The 26,658-nt window shown below is 45.3% G+C and carries 21 protein-coding genes; 18 read left to right on the forward strand and 3 right to left on the reverse strand.

Going from position 1 to position 26,658, the window contains the following annotated elements; all coding sequences use genetic code 11:
- Window positions 1-754: 754 nt before the first annotated feature.
- From ndhC to C8D84_RS12395, 14 genes are all read left to right on the forward strand, one after another.
- Window positions 755-1,378, forward strand: a complete 624-nt coding sequence (ndhC, locus tag C8D84_RS12330; protein WP_055124534.1) for an NADH-quinone oxidoreductase subunit A — start codon at window positions 755-757, stop codon at window positions 1,376-1,378.
- Between the two features lie 120 nt (window positions 1,379-1,498).
- Entirely contained in the window at window positions 1,499-2,167 is a 669-nt protein-coding gene (locus C8D84_RS12335; protein ID WP_025653094.1) for a NuoB/complex I 20 kDa subunit family protein, read from the forward strand.
- Window positions 2,168-2,413: 246 nt separating this feature from the next.
- Entirely contained in the window at window positions 2,414-4,189 is a 1,776-nt protein-coding gene (nuoC, locus tag C8D84_RS12340; RefSeq protein ID WP_109592520.1) for an NADH-quinone oxidoreductase subunit C/D, read from the forward strand.
- A gap of 187 nt (window positions 4,190-4,376) precedes the next feature.
- The gene (gene nuoE / locus C8D84_RS12345; protein ID WP_109592522.1) at window positions 4,377-4,886 is read left to right on the forward strand and encodes an NADH-quinone oxidoreductase subunit NuoE; all 510 of its coding nucleotides are present in this window, start codon (window positions 4,377-4,379) and stop codon (window positions 4,884-4,886) included.
- Window positions 4,883-6,307 (forward strand): NADH-quinone oxidoreductase subunit NuoF, encoded by a 1,425-nt coding sequence (gene nuoF / locus C8D84_RS12350; protein WP_087815843.1) that lies wholly within the window; start codon window positions 4,883-4,885, stop codon window positions 6,305-6,307. The genes nuoE and nuoF overlap by 4 nt, the downstream gene beginning before the upstream one ends.
- A gap of 10 nt (window positions 6,308-6,317) precedes the next feature.
- Entirely contained in the window at window positions 6,318-9,380 is a 3,063-nt protein-coding gene (nuoG, locus tag C8D84_RS12355) for an NADH-quinone oxidoreductase subunit NuoG (RefSeq protein ID WP_109592524.1), read from the forward strand.
- Between the two features lie 52 nt (window positions 9,381-9,432).
- Window positions 9,433-10,425 carry an NADH-quinone oxidoreductase subunit NuoH gene (gene nuoH, locus C8D84_RS12360; RefSeq protein ID WP_045445151.1) on the forward strand — a complete coding sequence of 331 codons (993 nt, stop codon included), beginning with the start codon at window positions 9,433-9,435 and terminating at the stop codon, window positions 10,423-10,425.
- A 58-nt stretch (window positions 10,426-10,483) separates the two neighbouring features.
- Window positions 10,484-11,032 carry an NADH-quinone oxidoreductase subunit NuoI gene (gene nuoI, locus C8D84_RS12365; RefSeq protein WP_109592526.1) on the forward strand — a complete coding sequence of 183 codons (549 nt, stop codon included), beginning with the start codon at window positions 10,484-10,486 and terminating at the stop codon, window positions 11,030-11,032.
- On the forward strand, window positions 11,029-11,775 hold the full coding sequence (gene nuoJ, locus C8D84_RS12370; RefSeq protein ID WP_109592527.1) for an NADH-quinone oxidoreductase subunit J: 747 nt from the start codon (window positions 11,029-11,031) through the stop codon (window positions 11,773-11,775). Before nuoI ends, nuoJ begins: the two co-directional genes overlap by 4 nt.
- Window positions 11,776-11,873: 98 nt before the next feature.
- Window positions 11,874-12,182 carry an NADH-quinone oxidoreductase subunit NuoK gene (gene nuoK, locus C8D84_RS12375; protein ID WP_045445153.1) on the forward strand — a complete coding sequence of 103 codons (309 nt, stop codon included), beginning with the start codon at window positions 11,874-11,876 and terminating at the stop codon, window positions 12,180-12,182.
- A 4-nt stretch (window positions 12,183-12,186) separates the two neighbouring features.
- Complete coding sequence (gene nuoL / locus C8D84_RS12380) at window positions 12,187-14,061, forward strand: NADH-quinone oxidoreductase subunit L (protein ID WP_109592529.1); 1,875 nt, start codon at window positions 12,187-12,189, stop codon at window positions 14,059-14,061.
- A gap of 1 nt (window position 14,062) precedes the next feature.
- On the forward strand, window positions 14,063-15,688 hold the full coding sequence (nuoM, locus tag C8D84_RS12385; protein WP_109592531.1) for an NADH-quinone oxidoreductase subunit M: 1,626 nt from the start codon (window positions 14,063-14,065) through the stop codon (window positions 15,686-15,688).
- A gap of 3 nt (window positions 15,689-15,691) precedes the next feature.
- On the forward strand, window positions 15,692-17,170 hold the full coding sequence (gene nuoN / locus C8D84_RS12390) for an NADH-quinone oxidoreductase subunit NuoN (RefSeq protein WP_109592533.1): 1,479 nt from the start codon (window positions 15,692-15,694) through the stop codon (window positions 17,168-17,170).
- Window positions 17,171-17,337: 167 nt separating this feature from the next.
- Window positions 17,338-18,180: a ferredoxin--NADP reductase gene (locus C8D84_RS12395; protein WP_109592535.1), complete on the forward strand. Its 843-nt coding sequence runs from the start codon at window positions 17,338-17,340 to the stop codon at window positions 18,178-18,180.
- 141 nt (window positions 18,181-18,321) lie between these two features.
- Here C8D84_RS12395 and C8D84_RS12400 read toward each other — a convergent pair whose 3' ends face one another.
- Window positions 18,322-19,101 (reverse strand): hypothetical protein, encoded by a 780-nt coding sequence (locus tag C8D84_RS12400; protein WP_109592537.1) that lies wholly within the window; start codon window positions 19,099-19,101, stop codon window positions 18,322-18,324.
- A gap of 514 nt (window positions 19,102-19,615) precedes the next feature.
- Here C8D84_RS12400 and C8D84_RS12405 point away from each other — a divergent pair.
- Complete coding sequence (locus C8D84_RS12405; RefSeq protein ID WP_109592539.1) at window positions 19,616-20,503, forward strand: energy transducer TonB; 888 nt, start codon at window positions 19,616-19,618, stop codon at window positions 20,501-20,503.
- 108 nt (window positions 20,504-20,611) lie between these two features.
- On the forward strand, window positions 20,612-21,487 hold the full coding sequence (locus C8D84_RS12410) for a mechanosensitive ion channel family protein (RefSeq protein ID WP_045451667.1): 876 nt from the start codon (window positions 20,612-20,614) through the stop codon (window positions 21,485-21,487).
- Between the two features lie 16 nt (window positions 21,488-21,503).
- Here the strand turns inward: C8D84_RS12410 and ybeY are convergent, their stop codons facing one another.
- Window positions 21,504-22,118 carry an rRNA maturation RNase YbeY gene (gene ybeY, locus C8D84_RS12415; RefSeq protein WP_109592541.1) on the reverse strand — a complete coding sequence of 205 codons (615 nt, stop codon included), beginning with the start codon at window positions 22,116-22,118 and terminating at the stop codon, window positions 21,504-21,506.
- 153 nt (window positions 22,119-22,271) lie between these two features.
- Window positions 22,272-23,366 (reverse strand): PhoH family protein, encoded by a 1,095-nt coding sequence (locus C8D84_RS12420; RefSeq protein WP_045451672.1) that lies wholly within the window; start codon window positions 23,364-23,366, stop codon window positions 22,272-22,274.
- A 633-nt stretch (window positions 23,367-23,999) separates the two neighbouring features.
- Between C8D84_RS12420 and C8D84_RS12425 the strand changes: the two genes are divergently transcribed.
- Entirely contained in the window at window positions 24,000-25,316 is a 1,317-nt protein-coding gene (locus tag C8D84_RS12425; RefSeq protein WP_228244547.1) for an FAD-dependent monooxygenase, read from the forward strand.
- Between the two features lie 73 nt (window positions 25,317-25,389).
- Complete coding sequence (locus tag C8D84_RS12430; protein ID WP_109592543.1) at window positions 25,390-26,658, forward strand: FAD-dependent monooxygenase; 1,269 nt, start codon at window positions 25,390-25,392, stop codon at window positions 26,656-26,658.

Below are 26,658 nucleotides of genomic sequence, written 5' to 3' on the forward strand. Positions count from 1 at the left end.
TATCAAAACATGGCGTCGATAAGGTTAATCAACCTATCCGCTAATCACGATCATGACCGTTAATATTTTGTGACAATTAATCAAGAGAGCCATCGTTAAAACAGCCGCTGATACTACCATGCAATTAGGCGGGTTATTATAAAGCAAAAACCGTCACATTGGGGAGGAGTTCAAGGATCGGCACCCAGTAAAAAAGCGTTAATTTTTCGTGACTTATACTATATATATACTAGCGTCCATTCAAAAATATGGATTTGGGCTTAATATAAGGTAACGTCTATATCATAATTTATGGCAAAAAAAACATGTTTTTTTCACCTATAAAGTGACCGTTCAATACAGTTAAAAACTAGCTTTTAGGCACTGATATGCGTATAGTACGTAAATAATTTATGCCAGTTGTCTCGTCATTGTTGACCACGTGTAATGAGCTATTAAATCAATTAAATAAACTATCGAATATGATATTGATTTAATACGTTGATCTTACGTTGTTAGAAGATGCGTTAGGCGACCAGCCTTTCTCCGTTATATATCGGAGTATCTATAGTTGGTCATGTCTGACATCGTCGTCAATAAGCTTGATAATTGGTTATTACCAGCACAGTATCTATATGAGCCATTGAGTTATTAAGACCCAATGGCAGTTACTTTGTGTTTTCGTCTGCGTTATGCCAGTCGCTATTACCACTCTATAGTTTGTGAGTATGCGCGCTGCGCTTGACACTCGATTGGGTGAGGAGCACGTATTATCATGTCTGCTTTTAATTGGTCAGCCATTGCTTTTATCTTAGCCGCCATTGGGCTAGTGGTCTTTATGCTGGTTGTGCCGCGTTTGCTTGGCGGTCGCTCTCAAGGCTCACAAAAAGAAGAAGTATTTGAAGCGGGTGTTGTCGGAGCTGGCAACGCCCGTATTCGTTTGTCTGCCAAATTCTATTTGGTGGCAATCTTCTTCGTTATCTTTGATTTAGAAGCGCTATATTTATACGCTTATGCCGTTTCAGTACGTGAAGCAGGCTGGTTGGGCTTCGCCGCTGCCGCGATATTCATTACCATCTTGATCATAGGCTTGGTATACGAGCTCAGTCTGGGTGCGATGAATTGGGCACCATCGGACAAGCGCCGCAAGCAACCACGTCTATATGCAGCTCCGGCAGGTTTTAATTTGGCAGATATTACGCAGTTTGATGGCGTTGATGAGCTGATGGTCGATCCAACTGGCAAGATACCAGCCCAGTCTTCAGGGCAGATTAATGTCTCGAACAATATCGAGACCAACCGTCGTCACTTGCAAAATATCGATCATATTAATACTACTGGTAATGTGACTTCCATGGATTTTGCCACATCTGCGCAACAAGACAAAGTCAAACGCTAATCGCTTTTGACGGTCTTGTGGCACGTTACTGTAAAATGGTCGCTTATTAATAATAGAAGTTAAGGCGATAGCGGAAGCAAGATGATTGCTGCGCTTCGCCTAATATAAAGGTTGTATGTTATGAAATACACATTAACAAAAGCCAACCCTGATGCAGATGTCTACCCTGCACAGACCAGTCAAACGGTCAATGATCCAATCGAAGACGAAGTGAATAAAAACGTCTTTATGGGTCGTCTCGAAGACCTCGTCCATTCAACAGCAAACTGGGGGCGCAAGCACTCACTTTGGCCATTTAACTTTGGTACCTCTTGCTGTTATGTCGAATATGCCACTACCTTAACCGCCGTTCATGATTTGTCACGTTTTGGTGCCGAAGTTATCCGCGCGTCGCCCCGTCAGGCGGATGTGATGATCGTCGCTGGTACTTGTTTTGTTAAAATGGCACCGGTTATTCAGCGCCTTTATGAGCAAATGCTTGAGCCAAAATGGGTTATCTCGATGGGTGCCTGTGCCAATTCGGGCGGTATGTATGATATCTATTCGGTCGTGCAAGGCGTGGATAAAATTATTCCTGTTGATGTCTATGTGCCCGGTTGTCCGCCGCGTCCAGAAGCGTTGATCCAAGGCTTAATGTTGCTGCAAGAGTCGATTACTAAAGAGCGTCGCCCGCTAGGTATTCATGTCAATGATCAGGGTATCTATCAGCCACAAATGACGCCTGAGCGTGACCGTAAGCAAGCAGATCGTATCGCTGTGAAAAACTTGCGTAGCCCAGACAGTATTTAATCAGCGAGCCTGTAGCCAAACTGCATGTGAGAAACAGCATATTAGGCATCAATTATTTGGCTATATCATGTTTTAGTTTGGCTCAATCATACACAATCCGTAAAAGTGCTCAGTACGCATATATTCATCGTAGTTCGCTTATGTTTAGCGTAGTTCAGTTATGATTAACATGGTTCAGTTATGATTAATATAGCTCGGTTAGGCTCAACATAGCTCAATGATGATTAATGAAGGAATACATCATTCATGGTCACGGTAGTCGAAAACATAGATCCTAACATTAAGCCTGTTCCAGCGGTTATCACCGAGCTGGAGCAGAAGTATGCCGGTAAGTTTGTCGTGCAGCACACTGTGGATGAGATTCCAACGGTTTGGGTGGCACGTGCTGATTTGCTGGATATTCTTCTATACCTGCGTAAATTGCCCCAGCCATACGTCATGCTATTTGATTTGTCAGCGATAGATGAGCGTTTACGTCAGCATCGCCAAGGCTTACCTGGCAGTGACTTTACGGTGTTTTATCACCTCATGTCGCTTGAGCGTAATAGTGACGTACGTATTAAAGTCGCGCTGAGTGAAGACGATGTCAATGTGCCGAGCGCCACCCAGATTTGGCCAAATGCCAACTGGTATGAGCGTGAAGTGTGGGACATGTTCGGTATTGTCTTTACCGGTCATCCGCATTTGACCCGCATTTTATTACCAAAGTACTGGGAAGGTCATCCACTGCGCAAAGAGTATCATGCGCGTGCGACTGAATTTACTCCGTATTTCTTAAATACCGCCAAGCAACAATATGAGCAAGAAAACCTGCGTTTTGTCCCAGAAGAGTGGGGCATGAAGCGTTCAGGTCGTGATGAAGACTTTATGTTCTTGAACATCGGTCCTAACCATCCTTCTGCTCACGGTGCTTTTAGACTTGTGCTACAGCTTGATGGTGAAGAAGTCGTCGATTGTATCCCTGATATCGGCTATCACCATCGCGGTGCAGAAAAAATGGCTGAGCGTCAAACTTGGCACTCATTTATTCCTTATACCGACCGTATCGATTATCTCGGCGGTGTGATGAATGAGCTACCGTACATCATGTCGGTTGAAAAGCTGGCAGGAATTACGATTCCACCGCGCGCTGAGACCATCCGCGTGATGATGAGCGAGTTTTTCCGTATCACCAATAACTTACTATTCGTCGGTACGTTCATTCAGGATGCGGGCGGCATGACCCCGGTATTCTATATGTTTACCGATCGCCAAAAAGCCTATGACGTCATCGAAGCCGTGACTGGCTATCGTATGCATCCTGCTTGGTTCCGTATCGGCGGTACGGCTGCTGATCTGCCACGTGGCTGGCAGCGTCTGGTTCGTGAGTTCTTAGATTGGATGCCAAAACGCTTGGACGAATATGTCAAAGCGGCATTGCAAAATAGCGTGCTAAAAGGTCGTACCCAAGGCGTTGCTCAGTACAATGCCAAGCAAGCACTTGCTTGGGGCGTGACGGGCGCTGGTCTGCGCGCGACAGGCGTTGACTTTGATTTGCGTAAAGCACGTCCATACATGGGCTATGAAAATTACGATTTTGAAGTGCCAGTCGGTTATAACGGTGACGCTTATGATCGCTGTATGGTCAAAGTCGAAGAGATGCGTCAGTCGTTACGTATTATTCGCCAGTGTATGGACAATATGCCACAAGGCCCTTATAAAGCCGATCATCCACTCGCCGTACCGCCGCCGAAAGACCGTACCTTAAACGATATTGAAACCTTGATTAATCACTTTATCTCAGTATCTTGGGGTCCTGTGATGCCAGCGGGTGAGTGTACGACGATTGTAGAAGCGACCAAAGGTCTCAACAGCTATTACATCACCTCGGATAAGGCGACGATGAGCTATCGTACCCGTATTCGTACGCCGACATTTGCGCATTTGCAGCAGATGCCATCGGTGATTAATGGTTCGCTCGTCTCTGATGCCATTATGTATTTGGCATCGATTGATATCGTGATGGCCGACTGTGATCGTTAGTACTATGATCGCTAATACTTTATTCTAATGCTTTGATCAGAAAATTATCGTTATTAAAGAAATACGTTTATCAATATATCATTGCCAAATGGCACACCAAAATGCTGATATCTTGCCATGTAGCGACACTTATAAGACTGTCGCTATTAGCTGATAAAGCGTGATGAGTGAGGACAGATAGAAGACTATGAAAATTGTTTCCGACAAAATGCCAAAAGTAGATGTGGCAAGCATCCTCACTAGCGAGGAAATTGCGGCTATTCATGAGTTTATGCACCATTACCCACAAGCACGTGCTGCTTCGCTCGATGCGCTAAAGATTGTGCAAAAGCGCAACGGCTGGGTCGATGACGCACAAGTGAATGCCATTGCCAATATTCTAGACATTCCGATGTCAGATATGGACGGGGTTGCTACTTTCTTTAACCGTATTTATCGTCAGCCTGTCGGTCGCCACGTCATCCTTATCTGTGATTCAGTGGCTTGTTTTTTGACAGGCTATGAGGCGTTATCGTCTGAAATCAGATCGCAGCTGGGTATTGAGTATGGTCAGACAACGGCTGATGGTCGTTTTACGCTATTGCCAATTTGCTGCTTAGGTAACTGTGACAAAGGCCCTGCTGTGTTGATTGACGAAGACACGTATGGTCCTGTTCAGCCTGAAGAAGTCACGCAATTATTGGAGCTATACGCATGAGATTAACGCTTTCAGAGCAGATTGCTCAACGTAGTCAAGGCAAAGCACCAAGCCAGCTTAATGAGCAGCGCATTCCAATTTATGGTGATAAAGCCACCGCGACTAGTGAAACCAAACCGCTAACATGGCGTCTAGCGTATCATGATGCCGTACTAGATTTGGCCACTTATGAGTCGTTAAAAGGCTTTACTGGATTGAAGCAAGCTTTGGGTCAATCGCCTAAAGCAGTCGGTGACATGATCAAAGCCGCTAACGTCAGAGGTCGCGGCGGTGCAGGTTTTAATGCTGGCTTGAAGTGGACATTTATGTCACCGCCAGATGGTCTACCGCGTTATCTCATTTGTAATGCTGATGAAATGGAGCCGGGCACCTTTAAAGACCGTCTATTGATGGAGCGTCTACCGCTTCAACTGATTGAAGGTATGTTGATTACCGCACATGCGATTGGTGCGACTGACGGTTATATCTTTATCCGCGGTGAATATATCTTAGCCGCCCAGCGTTTGGTCGCTGCCATCGAAGAATGCTTGGCTAACAATCTCATGGGCAAGAATATTTTAGGCTCAGATTTTAGTTTTAATCTGCATGTGCATACTGGCGCTGGCCGCTATATCTGTGGTGAAGAAACGGCACTGATTAATTGCTTGGAGGGTCGCCGTGCTAACCCACGTACCAAACCACCTTTCCCGCAAATCTCTGGCGCATGGGGTCGTCCAACAGTCGTCAATAACGTTGAAACCTTGTGTAACATGCCAGCCATTCTAAACCATGGAGTCGAATGGTATCAGTCATTATCTAATATCAAAGGCAAGAGCCAGACACCGGGTACCAAACTGTTCGGTTGTTCAGGCTTAGTTAACGATCCAGGCCTGTGGGAATTACCGTTTGGTTATACGGCACGCGAAATCATTGAAGATTTAGCGGGTGGTATGATCGATGGCAAAACGCTCAAAGCTTGGCTACCGGGCGGTGCTTCTACTGACTTTTTAACCACTGAGCATTTAGATGTGGTCGTGGATTTTGACACCATTCAAAAAGCCGGTAGCCGTATGGGTACTGGGCTGATTATGGTCGTGGATGAAGCACAAGATATGGTGCCGCTCGTTCGTAATCTCGAGATTTTCTTTCAACGTGAATCTTGTGGTTGGTGTACGCCATGCCGTGACGGTCTGCCTTGGGGTGTCAAATTGCTTACCGCTATTAATGATGGTGAAGGGCAAGTGGGTGATGTAGAAAAACTAGAAGGCCTCACGCGTGACTTATGGATTGGTAAAACATTCTGTGCACATGCGCCGGGTGCGATGGAACCACTGATGAGTGCGATTAAATATTTCCGTCCAGAGTTTGATCAAAAGATCGCGCAGGCGGTTGGTGTCGATGTCATTGATGCGGCAGCCAATCAACAGCCAGAAGTGAAATAAGGAGAGCGGCATGGCAGTCATACATATTGATGGAACCACTGTCGAAGTAGATAGCGCAGATAACTTGCTACAAGCCTGCTTATCACTCGGCATTGATGTGCCGTATTTTTGTTATCATCCAGCCCTTGGCTCAGTAGGCTCGTGCCGTCAGTGCGCGGTCAAGCAGTTTCAAAATAAAGAAGATATGGAAGCAGGTCGTGGTCGTCTTGTGATGTCATGTATGGTCGCTCCGGGCGATGACATGTATATCTCTGTCACTGACGATGAAGCCAAAGCATTCCGCAAGTCGATGGTTGAGTTACTGATGACCAACCATCCACATGACTGTCCAACTTGCGAAGAGGGCGGACATTGCCATTTGCAAGACATGACCTATATGTCAGGTCATAGCCGTCGTCGTTATCGCTTTACCAAACGCACGCATCATAACCAAGAGCTTGGCCCATTCATCGCGCATGAGATGAACCGCTGTATCGCTTGCTATCGCTGTGTCCGTTTTTATAAAGACTACGCAGGCGGCGAAGATTTGGGTGTTTACGGCTCAAACAATCGCGTCTACTTTGGTCGTGATAAAGATGGCCAGTTCGAAAGCGAATTCTCAGGTAACTTAACGGAAGTATGCCCAACGGGTGTCTTTACCGATAAAACGCATTCTGAGCGCTACAACCGTAAATGGGACATGCAGTATGCGCCAAGCATCTGCCATGGCTGCTCAGCAGGTTGTAACATCTCACCGGGTGAGCGTTACGGCGAATTACGTCGTATCGAAAACCGCTATAACGGTGAAGTAAACCGTTATTTCTTATGTGACCGTGGTCGCTTTGGTTATGGCTATGTCAATCGTGATGACCGTCCAACCCAAGCGCTTGAGCGTATCAACGATAAGCATGTCAAAATCAATATTGACTATGCACTCGATGAAACTATCAAACGTATCAAAGATAAAAAAGTCATTGGTATTGGCTCACCTCGTGCCAGTTTAGAAACCAACTTTGCACTAAAAAATCTGGTTGGCTTTGATAAGTTTTCAACAGGTCTCAATCATCAGCAGCAAGCACTGGTCAATAAATGCATTGAAGTATTGAGTACTGATGGTATTTATAACCCAAGCATGACTGCTATCGAAAGCTATGATGCGGTATTGGTATTGGGTGAAGATATCACCCAAACCTCATCGCGTGTCGCGCTGTCAGTACGCCAAGCGGCAAAAAACGAAGGCCTAAAAATGGCAGCGGCGCTACAAACACAGCCGTGGCTTGCCGAGCCTGTTAAACGTATTGCTCAAGATGCGTTAAGCCCAGTTTATGTCATCGATGTAGTGCAAACTAAGCTAGAAGACATCAGTAAAGTGAGTGTGGTGGCGACCCCTGAAGATATTACTAAACTTGGTTTCAAAGTGGCTGATGAAATTGTCAATTTCGCTAATGATTTAGCAGACATAACAGACCCACAAACAGCTGAACAAAATGCTGATGCTAGTGCTGATACTGACGGTATGCAAGCATTAGCGAAGCAAATCGCTTATGACTTGATTCAAGCTGATAAGCCGTTGGTTATCTCGGGTAGCAGCTTATCGTCTACCACGTTGATCGAAGCAGCGGCGCAGATTACTCAAGCATTGACGCAAAAACGCTCAGCCATTAAAGCGACTGAACAGCAGCAAGTGGACACGTATAATGCTCAAGTCCGTGATGAGCAAGCGCAAATAGAAGATAAAGAGCTATCTGCCAAGCCAAACAAACCTGAAACCGGTGTTGATACAGAAACGCAAGACAATGTAGAACGCGCTCCTGCTAAAAAACTTGAGCTGAAAGAAGTAAACAATAAATATCAGGCACAAGCAGGTATTTACCTAACGGTTACCGATGCCAACAGCATGGGTGTTTGCATGCTTGGCGGTCAATCAGTCGAAGAGCTACTGGCCACTGATTTTGATGTGGTGATTGTTGCCGAAAATCAGCTAACAGATGCCATCGATGCCAGTAAGTTGACTCAACTATTAGCCGATAAGACTGTCATTGCCTTAGATCACCAGCTGCTTGATTGGCATAAAGATGTCGATATCGTATTGCCAGCAGCAAGCTTTGCTGAAGCGGATGGTACGTTGATATCGGCTGAAGGTCGTGCACAGCGCTTCTTCCAAGTTTACGACAACGAATACTACCATCCAATGAGCAGTATCAAAGAAGGCTGGCGCTGGTTACATGCCGTGCATAGCAGCATCGAAGGTCGTGATGTCGATTGGACGCAGCTAGATGACGTCATCAATGCATTAATTGCTACACATCCTAAGCTTGCTGGTATTAAAAATGCTGCTCCTGATGCCGATTACCGTATGACGGGTCTTAAAATTGCTCGTCAGCCGCGTCGTTATTCAGGCCGTACCGCCATGCGTGCGCCGATATCTGTGCATGAGCCGATGCAGCCAAAAGATTTAGACACCGGTTTGACCTTTTCAATGGAAGGTTATAGCGGTAAAGAAACGCCAAGCTCGATGATTCCTTTTGCCAATGCGGCAGGTTGGAACTCACCGCAAGCGTGGAACAAATATCAAGATAAAGTCGGTGGTCATCTGAAAAATGGTGATCCAGGTGTGCGCATGTTCGATCAGCTAGCACGTTTAGAAACACGTCAATATGTTGCACCAGATGCCATGTCTGCGACGACGACGGATATGCAGCAAGGACAAGCCAAACTGGTGCCTATCCATAATATCTATGCCAGCTCTATGATGGCGTCACGTAGCCCAGTGGTTGCGGAGCAACTGCCTGTTGCTGCATGGCGTATCGGGATGGATGATGCTAAGGACTGGAACATCGCTAATGGCGATTACTTAGCGATTGAGATTGATAAGCAACAAATCACCTTGCCAGTACAGATTGTCGGTTATTTAGCAGAAGGCTGTATCGGTTACCCAGTTGGGCAGGTGAGTATTATTCATCCATCAATGCCAGCGTCGGTTCGCAAAGTGGATGCAACAGTGACGATGATGGGTAGCATGGCTAACGATATGATGAACAATAACGATGCTGCGCAAATGAACACAGCACCGACCACCACACAGGAGGTGTAATATGCAAGTTACCCGTATTATCCCTGATGTGCCAAGCTTCTTGGCTGGTAGCATGAGCTTTGATGCTTGGTCCATTTTATTTATGGTCGGGCAATCACTGGTCATCTTCTTGGTCGTGGTTATGGTTGCCGCTATGATGATTGTCTATGAGCGCCGCATGCTAGCTTTATGGCAGGATCGTTACGGTCCAAACCGCGTCGGACCCTTTGGTTCGTTGCAACTAGTCGCGGATATGCTCAAAATCTTCTTTAAAGAAGATTGGACGCCAAACTTTACCGATAAGTTTATGTTTACCTTGGCACCTGCGGTCGCGATGTTCACCGCATTGGCCTCATTTGCCATTATTCCTATCTCGCCAACGCTTGGCGTGGCTGATTGGGACATCGGTATTCTGTTCTTCTTTGCGATGGCAGGTATTGCCGTCTATGCAGTGATGTTCGGTGGTTGGGCATCAGCCAATAAATTCTCGCTACTGGGTGGTTTGCGCTCTGCTGCACAAACGATCAGTTATGAAGTCTTCTTGGGCTTATCACTGATGGGAGTTGTTGCCCTAACAGGCTCATTTAACTTGCGCGCCATTGTCGAAGCGCAAATCGACGGTTGGTATATCATTCCGCAGTTTTTCGGCTTTTTGACCTTTGTCGTTGCTGGTGTTGCCGTTACGCATAGGCATCCATTTGATCAGCCAGAAGCAGAGCAAGAGCTGGCTGAAGGGTATCATGTTGAATATTCTGGCATGAAGTTTGGTATGTTCTTTATCGGAGAATATGTCAACGTTGTACTGATTTCTGCCTTGATGACGTGCTTATTCTTTGGTGGTTGGCTTGCGCCGTTTAATTTAGATATTCCATTTATTCCACCAGCTTTTTGGTTCATGATTAAAACGCTGTTCTTTATGACCATGTTTATTTTGGCTCGAGGCTCACTCATGCGTCCGCGTTATGATCAAGTGATGAACTTTGGCTGGAAAGTTTGTCTGCCAGTAACGCTGATTAATCTGTTGGTTACTGCTGCGGTCATTTTGATCTTTTCCCCAACGTTGTAGTCATCACTAGTAGCCATCATTGATGAACTAGGGTAAAGCTGATAAGGATAATAATCCCATGTTTACTACCATAAAAAAGACCGTCATTGGACTATTTACCATTGTCCGCAGCATGTGGATGGTCAATAGTCATGCGCTCAGACCGCGTGACACCATCCTTTATCCTGAGGTGCCGGTACCTGTGCCGCCGCGTTTTCGTGGACGTATTGTCCTAACGCGTGACCCTGATGGAGACGAGCGCTGTGTTGCTTGTAACTTGTGTGCGGTGGCGTGTCCCGTCGGCTGTATCTCCTTACAAAAAGCGGAACGTAAAGACGGTCGTTGGTATCCAGAGTTTTTTCGAATTAACTTTTCGCGCTGTATTTTTTGTGGCTTGTGTGAAGAGGCGTGTCCAACGACAGCCATTCAAATGACGCCTGACTTTGAGTTGGGTGAATATAAACGCCAAGATTTGGTCTACGAAAAAGAGCATTTGCTCATTTCAGGGCCGGGTAAATATCCTGATTATAACTATTATCGTGTGACGGGTATGGCGGTAGCGGACAAACCAAAAGGCGCAGCACAAAACGAAGCTGCACCGATTGATCTAAGGAGCTTGCTACCATGATGAATATTTTGAACCATCCTGAACTGGCTGGGTTTTATTCGCTTGCAGCAGTGGCCATATTTGCCAGTCTGCGCGTCGTGACTCAAGCCAATCCAGTGCATGCTATCTTATCGATGATTGTGTCATTACTGGCAATCGCAGGGATATTTTTTGTCCTAGGCGCGCCATTTGCTGGTGCGTTAGAGATTGTCGTCTATGCCGGTGCTATTATGGTGCTATTTGTCTTTGTTATTATGATGCTTAATTTAGGCATGAGCAATGATGAGCGTGAAGAGCGCTGGCTTGATGCGGGCACTTGGGCGCTACCGACAGGCTTAACGATTATTATCGCGGTTGTGCTGTATGCGATGATTGGTATGGGTCATGACGAAGCGGCAATGATTGGTGGCTCGACAATATCTGCCAAAGCAGTCGGTACGGTGCTATTTACTAAATATGTGATGTTGATAGAAGTGGCTGCATTGCTACTATTGGCAGCCTTGGTCGCCGCTTATCATTTGGGTAAAGAGTCTATCGCTGATGAGGTTACTGTTAATGCAAACCACAGTAACGATAGTCAAGGATCTAATGCTAATGTCGCAAGTATCAAACACTACGATGATCACGGCATGCCGATAGATGCTGACGCGGCGAAAATGGCAGAACCTTACGAATATAAAGATGTTGACCCGCATGACTATGTAAGTATGAATGCAAGTACGCAGCTGGGTGTGAATAAAGTCACGCGCAAGGAGTCAGACTAATGGTACTAGCAGCGAGCGTGGCACAAGATGTGTCAAACGTGCCGTTTGCCCACGAGGTAGCCGGCTTAGTACAGCCTGTTGCTGAGGCGCAGAATGTACTGGGTATGATACCCATGAGCCATGGACTGATTTTGGCAGGTATCTTATTTGCCATTGGTCTGTGCGGCGTCATGGTACGACGTAACTTCCTATTTATGCTAATGAGCCTTGAGATCATGATGAATGCAACAGCATTGGCATTTGTGGTGGCAGGTAGTCGTTGGGTTGATCCAGATGGACAGATTATGTTTATCTTTATTTTGACCTTGGCAGCAGCAGAGGCCGCCATTGGTTTAGCAATATTATTGCGGTTTTATCATCAGCGTGGGCATCTCGATGTCGACAGCGCCAATGAGATGAAAGGATGATGTCATGAGTTTATTACCATTAACTTTTATATTCCCGCTCGTTGGCTTTTTGATTTTGGCCTTTATGCGCGACAAGCTAACGGAGCAGGTGGCAGCGATTGTCGGTGTCGGTAGTATGCTGTTATCAGCACTATGCACGCTAATCGTTAGTTATACTTTTTTAACCAATAATCCAGCAGGAACAGTCATAGAGATTCCGCTTTGGATATGGTTCCAAGTCGGGGATTTTGCCCCAAGTTTCGGTCTGAGCTTTGATGGTTTGGCACTGACGATGACGGGTGTCATCACTGGGATTGGCTTTTTAATCCATCTCTTTGCCGCTTGGTATATGAAAGGCGACACTGGATTTGCCCGTTTCTTTAGCTATATGAACTTGTTCGTCGCCAGCATGTTATTGCTAGTCTTGGCAGATAACTTGTTCTTGCTTTATCTTGGCTGGGAAGGCGTTGGTATCTGTTCGTACTTACTGATCGGTTTTTATTACCATGACCGCGCCAATGGTCTTGCAGCGATGAAAGCCTTTACGGTGACGCGCGTGGGTGATGTATTCTTAGCCTTTGGTCTGTTTTTATTATTCCGTGAATTTGGTACGCTTAATATTCAAGAGATTATTACCCGTGCGCCAGAAGTATTCGATATCAACAATCCAACGATGATGTTGACCACGATGATGTTGGTTGGCGGCGCGATGGGTAAATCAGCGCAGCTGCCATTACATACATGGCTTGCTGATGCGATGGCAGGTCCGACGCCAGTATCAGCGCTTATTCACGCGGCAACGATGGTCACGGCAGGTGTTTATTTAATCGCTCGCTTACATCCATTGTTTGAGCTGACGCCTGGTATTTTATTATATTGGGTCGGCGGCGTAGGGGCGTTGACGTTGGTCGTTGCTGGATTCTGTGCATTAGCACAAACCGACATCAAACGTATCCTTGCTTATTCAACCATGAGCCAAATTGGCTATATGTTCTTAGCACTCGGCGTTGGCGCGTGGCAAGGCGCTATCTTCCATTTGATGACCCATGCTTTCTTTAAAGCCCTGTTATTCTTATCATCAGGTGCAGTCATCCTTGCGGTACACCATGAGCAAAACATCTTTAAGATGGGCGGTCTACGTAAAAAGATACCGTTGGTATTCTGGTGCTATATCGTCGGTGGCGGTGCCCTTGCGGCGATACCTTGGGTCACGGTCGGTTTTTACTCTAAAGAAGCGATTCTTTGGGAGAGTTATGCAACAGGTCACATGGTTTTATTCTATATGGGTGTATTCGGTGCTTTCTTAACCGCGCTTTATACCTTCCGTATGATTTGGATTATCTTCTTTGGTGAAGAGAAGACCCATGCACACAAATTATCTGGTGTGTCATATTGGCTACCACTTAGTGTGTTGCTGGTATTATCAACGGCAGTGGGCGCATTTATTACCCCGCCATTACAAGGCGTATTGCCAGAGAGTGTTGGGCATTTATTGGAAGTCGCTGGTCAAGCGCATGGTAAGCATACGGCTGAGTTTATCGCCATGGGTGCGATGCTGGCTGGTCTAATAATAGCGGCGCTATTATATGTGGTGGATAAAGGTCGCATGCTCACCCGCTTTAAGCGCTCACGTGTTGGTGGGGCGCTATATCACTGGTGTTATCATGGTCTAGGTTTTGATGCGCTATACGATGTAATTTTTGTAAAACCCTTTTTGTTCATCGGCCGCTTATTTAAAGCCGACCCTATCGATAAAGCGTGGCTCGTCTTGCCTAAGCTGGCATCTGCTGGTAATAAGGTATTATCTGCGACGCAAACTGGGTCACTTCGAGGTTACGCTGCAAGCTTTGGCTTGGGCATGGCTGTATTACTAGTGCTGGTAATGATGACGGTGGTATAAGATGATTGAGTTACAACAAACGTGGATGCTACCAGCATTAATTGCAATTCCCTTTATTGCCGGGTTGTTATGTTGGTTGGTCGAGCGATTTAATAAACGTCTGCCGCGCTGGATTGCTCTAATCGGTATGACGTTGACCTTTGTATTGTCGCTAGTGATGTGGCAATACGGCGACTTTAGTGGCATGAGTAAGCAAGTCATTGCGCCAGACGCTGCTGTGCCTTGGGTCGCTGAATTTAGTGTGCCATGGATACCGAGCTTTGGTATTAGCTTCCATTTAGCGATGGATGGCTTGTCACTGATGATGGTGGCGTTAACAGGATTGCTCGGTATTGCTGCAGTGGCTTGTTCGTGGAATGAGATTCAGCGTCGAGTCGGCTTTTTCCATCTCAACCTTTTGTGGAGTTTGGGCGGCGTCATTGGTGTTTTCTTAGCCATTGATCTGTTCTTGTTCTTCTTCTTTTGGGAGATGATGCTGGTTCCTATCTACTTCTTGATCGCGATTTGGGGTCATGATGTGGTTGGCAAAACCAAGGAATACGCAGCGACTAAGTTCTTTATTTATACTCAAGCGTCTGGGCTTATTATGCTGGTCGGTATTTTGATATTGGTCATTATCAGCTACGCTCAAAAAGGCGTGGTCAGCTTTAACTATAATGATTTACTCGGTACGTCACTTGGCGGCTGGGAATATCCGATCATGCTGTGCTTCTTTATTGGCTTTGCGGTTAAGTTGCCGATTATTCCTTTTCATGGCTGGTTGCCAGATGCGCATGCGCAAGCACCAACGGCAGGTTCGGTGGATTTGGCAGGGGTTTTGATTAAAACCGCCGCTTATGGTTTGATTCGTTTTGTCTTACCGTTATTCCCAGCAGCATCACAAGATTTTGCCCCGATTGCCATGACCTTGGGTACGATTGGTATCTTTTATGGGGCATGGCTCGCCTTTATGCAGACCGATATGAAGCGCCTGCTGGCTTATACCAGTATCTCGCACATGGGTTTTGTAGTATTAGCAATTTATGCGGGTACTTTATTAAGCTTGCAAGGTCTGATGATTCAGATGCTCGCACATGGTCTTAGCTCAGCGGCATTGTTCATTATGGCCGGTCAGCTGTATGAGCGCCTGCACACACGTGATTTGACCTTGATGGGCGGCATGTGGGGGCAGTTCCGTTATTATGCACCGATATTGATGTTCTTCTGCGCAGCGTTACTGGGTATTCCAGGTACAGGTAATTTCATTGGCGAGTTTATGATTTTATTTGGTTCGTTCGCTCAGTATCCTGTGTTTGTGGTTTTTGCGACATTCAGTTTGGTACTAGCAGGTCTGTACTCGCTTATTCTTATTCATCGCGCGTTATTTGGTAAAAACAACATCCAAGAAGTCGCCATACAAGAAACCAAATCACATGGTTTACCACCGCGCAAACTCAAAGATTTGGGCAAACGTGAGTTATCATTACTACTGATGTTGGCTGCTGGTCTGGTCTGGCTTGGGTTATATCCACAGCCTTTCCTTGATACGTCAAGTCATGCGATGCAGTGGATTAACAATGCGTATACCTATAGTCAAGTCACACAAGTAGATGCATCGCACCTGCTTGATGCAATGGAGGCACGTTAAGTCATGAATGATATTACGATGAATGATTTGATGGGATTGTTGCCTTATGCGCCAATCATTACCGTAGTGATTACGGTATTGGTAGTCATGATTGCCATCGCAGTTAAACGCTCACATATGGTGACGGGTACCGTTACCGTCGTTGGTTTAAACATTGGTTTATTTACTTTGCTTGGTCAAATGACTGGCATCGTGAATAGTGGAACCATGGTACCAAATGCTGAACAGTTATTCGTGATTGATAACTTTGCTCAGTTTAATATGGTAATCATTTTTATCTGTGCATTGGCTTGTTGTACGTTGTCTTATGCGTATTTATCAAACCTCAAGGATAATAAAGAAGAGCTGTATTTGCTCATGTTGTTATCGACGATTGGTGCTTTGCTGATGGTCAGTGCTCAGCATCTAGCATCATTCTTTATGAGCTTAGAGATGCTGTCTATACCACTGTACGGTATGCTGTCATACACCTATATGCGTAAAAACTCGCTAGAGTCTGGTCTAAAGTACCTAGTGCTATCTGCGACGGCGTCAGCCACCTTATTGATGGGTATGGCATTTATTTATGCAGAAGTAGGGTCATTGGCCTTCAAGCCTATTAGTGTGGAATTGAGCAATATTTTTGAATCGCCACTGTTGATATTGGGCGCGGCGATGATGATGTTTGGTATTGCATTTAAACTGTCTGCTGCACCTTTTCATATGTGGACGCCAGATGTGTACGAGGGTGCACCAGCACCTATCGCGACTTTCTTAGCATCTGTATCAAAAGTTGCGATGATGGCGCTTGCGGTTCGCTTCTTAATTGATACTGCTTTGCTAGCATTACCATCTGTGCAAATGCTGTTAATGGTCATGGCAACTTTATCTATTTTGATCGGTAACTTATTAGCAGTACGTCAAACGAGCCTCAAACGCCTATTGGGTTATTCATCCATTGCCCATATGGGTTATGTGTTGATTGTCATCGTCAGTATCGGCGCGGCAGCGGATAGTATTTCTAGTATGTATATGGCTGTTTATGCATTAACCTCTATCGGTGCCTTTGGCGTTGTAACCTTAATGTCGAGCCCTTATCGCTTATCTGGTGAGGCTGATGAGCTGACCCATTATCAAGGGCTATTCTGGCGTCGTCCCGTATTGACTGCGGTTATGACTATTATGATGTTGTCATTGGCGGGTATTCCGTTGACGGCAGGCTTTATTACCAAGCTATTTGCGATATTGGCAGCGGTACAAGGAACTAATTGGTTCTTGGCAGCGATGATTATCTTGGGTAGTGCGATCGGCTTATTCTATTATCTGCGCGTGATGCTCACCCTCTTTAAACGTCCTAAACAGTTCATTGAGTTTGACGTTTCTAGCCAATGGGCGATGCGTACTGGCGGGATTATGGTTATTGCGGTAACTGCGATGATTATCTTCTTTGGTATCTTGCCAAACAGCATGATTGAATGGGCAAGTCTGGCACGTATTTGGTAAATAGCAAAAGGGTAAGTAGGGGTATGCTGATACCGCTGCTTATCTGTTATTACGGTCAGAAACCCAAGATGCGCCAGCTTTGTGATAAGCTTGGCGCATCTTTTATTTTGTATCGTTTAAAGTCTTGATAAAAATAATGATTACTAAAAAGTGAGTCGATAATTCTTATGAGTGATAATATTCAGACAGTAACTGTGCTTAGTAAGACCACGTGGACGCCAAACCTATTTAGCTTCACTGTCAGCCGTCCTGATAGCTTTAAGTTTACTGCGGGTCAATTTGTGCGTTTGGGCGTCAATCCCAGTCAATTAAAATATTATAAACAGCAGCGTGCAGCAGGTAATGCCGCCGCTAATGAAGAACAGAATGAGAAACTAAACGAAGACATCTTTCGGGCTTATTCCATCGTCTCTTCGCCGTTTGATGAAGTATTAGAATTTTTCTCTATCGTAATTCCTGATGGTGCATTTACGTCGCAGTTGCAGCATTTAGAAGTGGGCGATGAGCTGCTGCTTAATACCATGCCGTTTGGTTTTTTGACGTTAGCACGTTATCAAAAGCCTTTACCAAAAGATTTATGGCTGCTCGCGACTGGAACGGGCTTGGCACCATTTTTATCAATGTTACAAGATTTGCAGACGTGGGAAGATTACGAGCACATCATATTGGCTTATAGTGCGCGCTCGATAGAAGAGCTTGCTTATGTTGAAAAGATCGAAAGCTTGCAAGAAGACTTTGGTTCTTTGGTTGACAATCCTGCAAAACTAATCTTTATTCCCATCGTTACCCGTGAACCTGTCGAAGGCGCCCTGACAGAGCGTCTGCCCAAGCTGCTGCTGGATGGTACGCTACAAGCGCGAGCGGGCATCGCCTTGGATATTGATAGCACGCACGTCATGTTATGTGGTAATCCAGACATGGTGGAAGACACCAAAGAAGCGCTCAAGACTTTAGGTTTGGTGATGAATCGTCGCGGCGAGGGCAATATTGCGGTAGAAAATTACTGGTAGTTGCATGATTGATGACGGCACGCTTTAGAAGCCATTGAAAATTTGCTTGATAAAAAAGCGCTGACGCTAAAAGACAAAAATAGTCTCTAAGTGTCAGCGCTTTTTTGCTAAGTAAAAAACGTCATTTGTATACTGAGGGGTTTATACCTGACTCGGCTCGGTCGCATCATCTATGGGGTTAATAGGGCCTTGCATCAGCTCAGGCTCATCATCATCGCCGATAATATCTTCGTTACTGCTGGCAGCCAATAAATCACGATAATTGATTTGAGTTTTTAAAATCATTTGCTCTTCTTCAAGCTCGCCATAGTTGACTTGAACTTTATGCAAAGTGCTCATGATTTTTTTGTTCTTTTTTAACCAGCGATTGATATCAAGGTAGATAACCTCGTCTTTTGCACGGGCGATATTGATATAAGAGAGAATAAAGCCTAAAGGATCTTTTTTCAGAATAGTGTGATAAAACCAAATAAACAGTTTGATACCTTGGCGCTTAATAAACGACTCACAACGTAGATTTAGCACATCAGTATAAGTCTGTTGACCAAAGACAAATCGCTGGACGTTACGATCGAGCTGTACATGAATCAAACTAAAATTACTAGCCACCTCTGCATAAATGCCACCAGCATCGACCGTACAGTATAAGCGGAACCAGCCATCATGCATCTCAACACGCAGCTCTAAGATGGCTTTTACATTATCAGTGACGAACTTCTGCAGCGCATCATTGACATAGATCTGTGCCACTGGCAGCGACAACTCATCTTCGAATTTATCAGTCGTTCTATGATATATCTGTTTGATTGATTGGGTAAGGCGCTCCCAACCATCGCTAAATGATTCGTCGAAACGATAGCCCATATTTTCAAAAAATTCATCAAAATTGTCTGAATTATCCCTGTTATCAAAATCACTCAAACTTATTATCCTTATAATTATAGGGGAGGTAGCTGACTCAATGGCATAAAGAGCGACTGATTAAAAAATGACAGACTGTTCTTTAATGAAAGCTGGCGAGTGGTCATTACAAGCATTTTTGCTAAATCAGCCCTGTCTATTTACGCCTGTTTAACCCGCCCTAATGACACAAAAATTATAAAACAGTATATAACAAATATGATGGCTTCAAAATGGACACATGGGTTTTGTCGCAAATCATTTAATTGGCAATGCTTATATGTTCAAAATACGGTCTAGCGATGACATAGCCGCATTGGTGTTATATCATTTTTGCTGGTTCAGCTTGTCAATAAATTGACCAAAGGAGACAAATAATGTGTGAGCGGATTAAAATGAGTCGGCAACGGTTGTGCTAGCGACAGAATTCTATGTCATGTTATGATAGCGCCAGCATAAATCCTGCCCATTATCATAACGCTTATTACTTGCTGTCTTGTATTTATAAGCTCATATTCATAAGCTGAGACCCATTGTGGCCTATATCAAAGATTCACAAAGCTATCATTTTTCCGCGCAAGCACCTAAGCGGGATGTTAGTTTACCAGTGGCTATCATTATCGCTGTGGCCGTACACGCCATTATTATTTTTGGTATTGGCTTTTCGATGGGCAAAGATCCTGCGGCAATGATGCAAGATGTGGCAAAAGCGCTAACCGACAACATGCAGCCAAATGAAGACGCCCACTTTATTGCTAATGCCTCCCAAGAAGGTGGCGGCACAGTGGAGGAGCAATTAAGACAAGAGAACGACCAAATCAGCCCATTGTCTGCTGAGCAAATAAGTGAGACGCAAGATGTGATTAGCCTGCAGCGTCAAGTACGCCAGCAGCATTATCAAGAAAGCTATCTGCGTACCACCTTAAGCTGGCGTCAAGCGAGCGTGGAGTCTGATAATGATAGCAAGCAAGCACAAGATGATATGATGGCGCAAGAAGAGCGTCTGCGTAAACAAATTGCTACTTTAGAGACACAGCTGTCTCAACGTCAGCAAGTCTATGCAACCAAATCAAAAGTAGTGACGGTCGATAGCAACTCGACGACGCGTGGTGCCGCGGCTGATTATATTAATACTTTCCGTGAGCATGTCGAACGCATTGGGAATTTGCATTATCCCATGCAGGCACGGGCACAAGGTATCACGGGCGAAGTGCGCCTTATGGTCATCATTAGTAGTGATGGTAATATTAAAGCCATACGTCTGCTTGAAAGCTCCAACTCCACATTATTAGATGAAGCAGCAAAGCAATCGGTACGCCAAGCAGCGCCCTTTGGTAAATTTACCAAAGACATGGAAGATATTGTTGAGCTGCGTTTGATACGTACCTATCGTTACAGCGATAAAGTGGATGTTACTTATTAGGGCGTGTTGAATATATAGATGATGAGCGTTAGCTACGCTGCAAACAGATAAGATACCAATATTTATAACAAACGAATACCACACACCGCTATAAAATAAAGAGTCAGTATGGAATTTTTAGGTTTTACAATAGATGTTGCCAACTTAACCAGTAACGCATTAAGCTTGGTCATTAAAGTTGCGCTAGCGATATTAATATTCGTCGTAGGTCGCTGGCTTGCCAAAAAGGCAGTCACCGTTGCTCACAAAATGATGTTGCGTAGTCGCTTAGATGACACCGTTGCGAACTTTTTAGGTCGTTTAATCTACGGAGTGTTACTGGTCGTGGTTGCATTAGCTGCCTTGAGTAAGGTTGGCGTACAGACCACCTCAGTCGTCGCTATATTGGGCGGTGCCGCAGTAGCCATTGGTCTGTCACTAAAAGATCAGTTGTCTAACTTTGCCGCTGGCATCATGATTGTGACGTTTCGCCCCTTTGTGCGCGGCGATTATGTGCAAATCAGCAGCTACACAGGGACCGTAACAGAAATCACTTTGGTCAATACCCACCTAACGACGATAAACAATCACGATATCATTATCCCAAATAGTGATATTACGACTTCAGCCGTGACGAACTATACGGCGCTACCCAACCGCCGTGTCGATATCACGGTCGGTATTGGCTATGATGCCGATATCAAAACTGCCAAAAACGTGATGTTGAATTTGGCAAAAAATAATCCGTTGGCCTTTACTGACCCTGAACCTATCGTACGCGTCACCAATTTGGGTGATAACTCAGTAGACTTGACGCTCAATATTTGGACAACCAATGCTGACTGGTGGACCATGCAGTGTGATTTGCTGGAGCAATTCAAATACGCCTTAGATGATGAAAAAATCGACATTCCATTCCCGCAGCGTAATGTCCATGTCAAAGGACTGGATCAGATGATTAATCAGATGAGTCAAGCACAAAAGCTACCGATGACCAAAGATTAGTCGCTAAAAATTCGAACTAAGTATAAGGGTTTGGAAGGCTGAGACCTGCTAAAATCTCAATTTCAAACTGTTCCATCTCATCTTGCTCGGCTTGTCCAAGCTCGTGATCAAAACCCAATAAGTGCAGCACACCATGTATCAGTAAATGGCTAATGTGCTGTGCGGTTGTCTTTTCTTGCTCTGCGGCCTCACGTACTATGACGCCATGACAGATGACCAGCTCACCGAGGGGTAGCGTTGGCATCAGCTCAATAATTGCGGCTGGCAGATCACTGGGATAAGATAAAATATTGGTCGCATAATCCTTACCGCGTGCTTCCAGATTTAATGCCTGACCCTCAATTTCATCGGTAATGTATATGTCTAATACTTTAGATTTCTCTTGCCACAGCTCAGGATCGATATCTACAAAATAGGGTAGAGTTAGACCTTCTTTGATACGCTCATCGATATAATCCAACGCTGCCATCATCACAGACTGTAAGTGCTTACGATCATAAAAAGTGTCCAGTATGTCATCATCAATACTACTGGTGGCACTGATATCAAGTGCTGCCAAACTGGCATCATCGCCAGCACGCTCATTTGCATCATGGTTGTCAAAACTGTTGTTACCCTTCTCTTGGCTCATGCCATTATCCTTTTACTTTATTGTAAGATGGTGTGCTTTATCATCTGATAGAACCTATGACTAAAGCTAAAAAGCCCTTAGCCGTAAAAAGCCGGATTACTGACAGTAATCCGGCTTTGCATTTTTATAACATTAAGTAGCAGGCTAGACCGTTTATAGCTTGGCTGCAGCATTAGCAATAACTTGTTTACGCTCTTGCTCTTTTCTGCGCTCAAACTTACGCTTTTCTTCTAACGCTACTTGTTCTTCATCATAAACATCGTAGGCTTCTACAATTTTCTGTACCAATTGATGACGTACCACATCTTTTGAATCAAACTTGGTGATATGAATTTCTTCAATACCACTTAAGATTTCCATTGCTTGCGCTAAGCCTGACTTATGACCACGTGGCAAATCGACCTGTGTAATATCACCTGTAATTACTGCTCGTGAACCGAAACCCAAACGGGTCAAAAACATTTTCATCTGTTCAGGCGTGGTGTTTTGCGCTTCATCTAAGATGACAAACGAGTTGTTTAACGTACGACCGCGCATATAGGCAAGGGGTGCGATTTCGATGACTTGTTTTTCAATCAGCTTGCCCACTTTTTCAACGCCGATCATCTCATATAGCGCATCATATAATGGACGCAAGTAGGGATCGATTTTTTGCGTCAAGTCACCTGGCAGAAAGCCCAGTTTTTCACCAGCTTCTACCGCCGGGCGCACCAATAAAATCCGCTCAATCTCATTACGCTCAAGCATATCCACGGCGCAAGCCACGGCTAAATAGGTCTTACCCGTACCAGCAGGGCCAATACCGAATGAGACATCAGAGTTCAGTACGTTTTGGACGTAGGTCTGCTGATTGCCACCGCGAGGAATGATACGACCTTTACGCGTGCGTAAGCTAACTGGCGTAAACTCGTGAGCTGATTCTAAGTCCGCCTCAGCGTCTGCATTATCCTTGGCTTCTTGCTCATCCGCTTCCATATCTTCATCACGAGAAATGCTCGATTGGATAATAAGATGTAGCTCCGCTGCGCTAATGTCCTTGGTATTCTGTGCCTCATCTACCAGTTTATAAATAATACGTTCACCGCGCTCGACATTCGATATGTCGCCACTCAAACAGAAGTCACCTTGACGCTGCATGATTTTGATATCGAGGCGTTGTTGGATATATTTCATGTGGTTGTTGTATTCACCAAGCACGGTTTTGAGCTGTGCGGGTGTCAATGATTCAAACTTTATACGGCGGCTCATGGAATCAGTCAAGCGATTATCCTTTTATTATGTACCCCAACGCTATGATTTGGTTTTGATGGCATTGCGGGTTTAAGAGATAAAATGGTCGGTCGTTATGGTCTTGGCTTTACGTTATAGAGATAGAAATGACGGTAGAATTATTATTCGTTTTAGGAGTGGTGATAAGTAACGGTCTTGCCTTTATTATGGTCGATAGATTTTAAATTTCAAGCCATACGTCGAACAGATGCCACTGTTTTTGTACGACGATTGCAACCGCTTTTCGACTTTGATATTTTTATGTCCATTTTTGAGCGGGTTATGACATTGCAAATGACGTTTAGAGCGTGACGAAATCAAGCGTTTCAGTTATACGTTTTGGCTACTGTTAAGGCGACAGAGTTGGAGGCGATTTGTGGTAATCTATGGGTGATGTCATAGTGCTTTATCGCTGAGTTTAAAATATGAATAAAATGATGAAGGCTGATGAAAGCTGACGAAGGTTAGGGCGTATTACGTATTCGACTAAGGCTATGCCGATGTGTGAATGTTCAATACGCCCTAAAAAATTAAAATAATTCTAGCGATCATTCATCGCTTATAGTGCGTGCGCCCAACAGCGTAAAATAGACATGAAAATTAGGAATAATAATGCAAAATACTGTTGTGAATTTATCGAATGCTAAAAAAAAGTTTGAACACAAAAAGGCAGCTACTGAGCAGCAAGTCCTCATCGCTGGTGGTGGTCATGTGGGATTGTCCTTTGCACTGTTACTAGCACATCATGGTATTGCTAGCACGTTATTAGAAAAAAATAGCTACCCAACCATCAGTCCAAATGAGGACAGCAATCGCAGCCATTATTTAGACAGCCGCAATACAGCACTGTCACGTCGTACAGTACAGATTTATCAAGAGATTGGGTTATGGGATGAGTTGCAAAGTCATGCTTGTCGTATCGATGCGGTGCAGATTAGTGAGCAAGGCAGCTTTGGGCGTGCACAATTAAACAAAGCTGAAGAGCGGGTCGAGTCATTTGGACAAGTGATGGAAAATGCGTGGCTCGGACGTAAGCTTTTATTAGCCGCGCAGCAAGAGCCATTAATCACTTTGATCGATAATGCCAGTGTCAGCGCCGTGACCCAACAAAGCGATGGCGTGACGCTCAGCTTTAACTATTATGGTGAAGAGGAACATGAGCAGCAATTGCAAGCTAGCGTTTTGGTCGCTTGTGATGGTCGCGATTCAACGGTGCGCCAATTATTAAATATTGGCACGACGACTTATGATTATCAGCAAACCGCTATCGTCGGTGTGGTAGAAACTGACAAGTCACACGCGCATGTAGCGATTGAGCGTTTTAGTCCAGCAGGGCCATTGGCGGTGTTGCCACTGACCGATCCAGAAGGCGATGGCAATGATGGCAATGATGACTATCAGACAGGCTATAGACGCTCGGTGGTTTGGGTTTGTCCAAAAGGGGAAGAAAATAAATACTTAGCAGACGATGCGCATTTCTTAGCGACATTGCAGCAAGCCTTTGGTGAGCGAGCTGGCACGTTTGTCGCTGCCGGTCGCCGCGGCGCTTATCCACTGACACGTGTACTGGCAGACAAGCAAGTAGAGGGTCGCTGTGTCATCATGGGCAATGCTGCTCATACCTTGCACCCTGTCGCTGGTCAAGGTTTTAACCTCTGTATGCGCGATGCCCATGTGCTGGCACAAATGATGAGCGCGCAAGTGCTAAAAGGCGAAGACATCGGCGATACGCAACTGTTAAAACGCTATGAGAAAGCACGTCTAAGCGATCAAAAACGCGTCATTCGCTTCTGTGATGCCGTGGTACATGGTTTTACCCATCCTAACCCAGCCATCAAGTTGGCAAGGAATGTGGCCTTGGTTGCCTTTGACAAGCTGCCAAATATCAAGCCACTAGTCGCTAACTATGCTATGGGGTTAAAGTCTTAGTTTGCCATATCACGGTATATTAACGGTCTAGACCAATGTTCTATACGATTGCACTTAACTGTAGGAATAACTTATGAAGAATAATCATACGCTGATTATCGGTAGCGGTATTGTTGGGGCAACGCTTGCTTTACAGTTGGCACAAGCAAAAATGCCCGTGACGTTAATTGATGCTCGCCCTGCACGTGATGACTCAGAATGGCAACAGGTGCTTGGCAAGCGGGATGCGCGCGTTTATGCCTTGAGTCTTGCCAGTATTAACTTACTTAAAGGCGTGGGCGCATGGCAAAAGATAGCAGCATCAGAGCGTAAAGCGGACTACTCGCAAATGCAGGTGTGGCAGCTAAACGGCATGGGCGAGCTATTATTTGGCGACAGGGGTGATAATCATTCTAATACTACGCTACCGCAAATGCTCGGCAGCATGGTTGAGCCTGCCGTCATTGAACATGCATTGTGGCAACGCCTGTATGAAGATGATGTCAGTGACTATCTAACCATTATCGCGGGGCAAAAAGTCACAAACATGGATTGGTTAGGTGCAGATCAAGGCTACCGTGTGACTTTAGATGATCATACTGCTATAGCAGCGGCTCTGCTGGTTGGTGCCGATGGTCGTGGCTCATTTGTGCGTCAGCAAGCGGCGATTGGGCTCGATACACTTGATTATAAGCAAACCGCTATTTGCTGTGCGATTCACACCGAAAAACCGCATCAAGCGACTGCGCGCCAAGCAATGCTGCCTACAGGTACGCTGGCACTATTACCGCTTGCTGATATTACTGATGCAGATAAAGCCAACCCAGAGCACTGGCAGTCGATCGTGTGGACATTGCCGCGCAATCAAGCATTGGCGTTGATAGAGGAGGACGCGCGCGTCATTGCTGATAAATTGGCTGCTGCCAGTAACTATGAGCTAGGTGCTATCACTCAGATTGAGTCAATCGCTAGCTTTCCACTGACCGCGCAACAAGCGAAAAGCTACGTCGCGGACAACCTAGTCTTGATCGGTGATGCAGCGCATGGCGTCCATCCCTTAGCGGGTCAAGGGTTGAATCTGGGCATGCTCGATGTACAGGCTTTAAGCGAGCAATTGGCACATGATTTTGAACGTAGTGGTGGAACCAGCTGGGGCAGCAATCAAACGTTGCGTAGCTACGAGCGTTTGCGCCGTCCACATAACAGTCTAATGATGCACAGCTTTTCCGCGCTTAACTGGCTATTTGCAGGGTCACTTGCACAGATGCGTCCTATTCAACAAATTCGTAATGAAGGTATGTATCGCGTTGGCAAAATCAAGCCATTGATGCGTTTGTTTGCTAAACAGGCGAGTGGGGTTTAG

This window comes from Psychrobacter immobilis, from assembly GCF_003148585.1.
Lineage (GTDB): Bacteria > Pseudomonadota > Gammaproteobacteria > Pseudomonadales > Moraxellaceae > Psychrobacter > Psychrobacter immobilis.